1 protein-coding gene is annotated in these 2572 nt (G+C 67.4%); it reads left to right on the top strand.

Going from position 1 to position 2572, the window contains the following annotated elements; all coding sequences use genetic code 11:
- Positions 1 to 11: 11 nt before the first annotated feature.
- Positions 12 to 2572 (top strand): ATP-dependent chaperone ClpB (clpB, locus tag APY03_RS09150; RefSeq protein ID WP_068676027.1); only part of this gene is annotated, 2561 nt, incomplete at its 3' end.

The following is a 2572-nucleotide window of genomic DNA, read 5'->3' as shown; positions in this document are numbered from 1 at the left end:
CGGAGTCATTCATGCGCCAAGACAAACTCACCACCAAGTTCCAGGAAGCCCTTGCCGATGCGCAGTCGCTCGCGCTGGGCAACGACAACGCCTACATCGAGCCGGTTCACCTTCTGGTGGCCATGCTGCGCCAGGCCGATGGCCCGCGCGCGCTGCTCGAGCGTGCCGGCGCCAACGTGCCCGGGCTGCTCAATGCGGCCGAGGCGGCCATCAAGCGGCTGCCGCAGGTCCAGGGCCACGACCAGGTGCAGGTCGGCTCCGAGCTGGCCAAGCTGCTGCAGGCCACCGAGAAGGAATCCATCAAGCGCAACGACCAGTTCATCGCCAGCGAGCTCTTCCTGCTGGCCCTGGCCGACAGCAAGGCCGAGATCGGCAACCTCGCGCGCAGCCACGGCGTCACGCGCAAGTCCGTCGAAGCCGCCATCGACGCCGTGCGCGGCGGCCAGGGCGTCGACAGCCCCGAGGCCGAGGGCCAGCGCGAATCCCTCAAGAAATACACCCTCGACCTCACCGAGCGCGCGCGCCTGGGCAAGCTCGACCCCGTCATCGGACGCGACGAGGAAATCCGCCGCGCCATCCAGGTCCTGCAGCGCCGCACCAAGAACAATCCTGTGCTCATCGGCGAGCCCGGCGTCGGCAAGACCGCCATCGTCGAGGGCCTGGCCCAGCGCATCGTCGCCGGCGAGGTCCCCGAGTCCCTCAAGGGCAAGCGCGTGCTGTCCCTGGACATGGCCGCCCTGCTCGCCGGTGCCAAGTACCGCGGCGAATTCGAGGAGCGCTTGAAGAGCGTCCTCAACGAACTCGCCAAGGACGAGGGCCAGACCATCGTCTTCATCGACGAGCTCCACACCATGGTCGGCGCCGGCAAGGCCGAGGGCGCCATGGACGCCGGCAACATGCTCAAGCCTGCCCTTGCGCGCGGCGAGCTCCACTGCGTGGGCGCCACCACCCTGGACGAGTACCGCAAATACATCGAGAAGGACGCTGCCCTGGAGCGCCGCTTCCAGAAGATCCTCGTGGGCGAGCCCAGCGTGGAGGCCACCATCGCCATCCTGCGCGGCCTGCAGGAGAAGTACGAAGTCCACCACGGCGTCGACATCACCGACCCTGCCATCGTCGCTGCCGCAGAGCTGTCGGACCGCTACATCACCGACCGCTTCCTGCCCGACAAGGCCATCGACCTCATCGACGAGGCCGCCGCCAGGATCAAGATCGAGATGGACTCCAAGCCCGAGGTCATGGACCGCCTCGACCGCCGCCTCATCCAGCTCAAGATCGAGCGCGAGGCCGTGCGCCGCGAGAAGGACGAGGCCTCCCAGAAGCGCCTGGGCCTGATCGAGGAGGACATCGCCCGCGTGCAGAAGGAGCTCGCCGACCTCGACGAGATCTGGCAGGCCGAGAAGGCCCAGGCCCAGGGCAGCGCGCACATCCGCGAGGAGATCGACAAGATCAAGTTCCAGATTGCCGAATTCACCAGCAAGGGCGACTTCAACAAGGTTGCCGAGCTGCAGTACGGCAAGCTGCCCGGCCTGGAGAAGCGCCTGAAGGAGGCCCAGGACACCGAGGCCACCAAGGGCAAGTCCAGCGCTCCCACGCTCCTGCGCACCCAGGTGGGCGCCGAGGAGATTGCCGAGGTGGTGGCGCGTGCCACCGGCATCCCCGTGTCCAAGCTGATGCAGGGCGAGCGCGACAAGCTGCTGCAGATGGAGGACAAGCTGCACGAGCGCGTGGTCGGCCAGGACGAGGCCATCGGCGCTGTCGCCAACGCCATCCGGCGCTCGCGCTCGGGCCTGGCGGACCCCAACCGGCCCACCGGCTCCTTCCTCTTCCTGGGCCCCACGGGCGTGGGCAAGACCGAGCTGTGCAAGGCGCTGGCGGGCTTCCTGTTCGACAGCGAGGATCACCTCATCCGCGTCGACATGAGCGAGTTCATGGAGAAGCATTCGGTCGCGCGCCTGATCGGTGCGCCGCCGGGCTACGTCGGCTACGAGGAGGGCGGCCACCTGACCGAGGCGGTGCGGCGCAAGCCCTACAGCGTGCTGCTGCTCGACGAGGTCGAGAAGGCGCATCCGGACGTGTTCAACGTGCTGCTGCAGGTGCTCGACGATGGCCGCCTGACCGACGGGCAGGGGCGCACGGTGAACTTCAAGAACACGGTGATCGTGATGACCAGCAACATCGGCTCGCCGATCATCCAGTCGATGGTGGGGCGGCCGGCCGAGGAGATCAAGGACGCGGTGTGGGACGAGTTGAAGAACTACTTCCGCCCCGAGTTCCTCAACCGCATCGACGAGACGGTGGTGTTCCATGCGCTGGACGCGAAGAACATCGAGGCGATCGCGGCGATCCAGCTGAAGGTGCTGCAGCAGCGCCTGGCGAAGATGGACCTGGCGCTGGAGGTGTCGCCAGCGGCGCTGGCGGAGATCGCCAAGGTGGGCTTCGACCCGGTGTTCGGTGCTCGGCCGCTCAAGCGGGCGATCCAGCATCGCATCGAGAACCCGCTGTCCAAGCTGCTGCTGGACGGCAGCTTCGGGCCGAAGGACACGATCGTGGTCTCCACCGATCCGATCCG

This window comes from Variovorax sp. WDL1 (genome assembly GCF_001541225.1).
Lineage (GTDB): Bacteria > Pseudomonadota > Gammaproteobacteria > Burkholderiales > Burkholderiaceae_C > Variovorax.
This window is presented reverse-complemented; position numbering and strand designations above follow the sequence as displayed.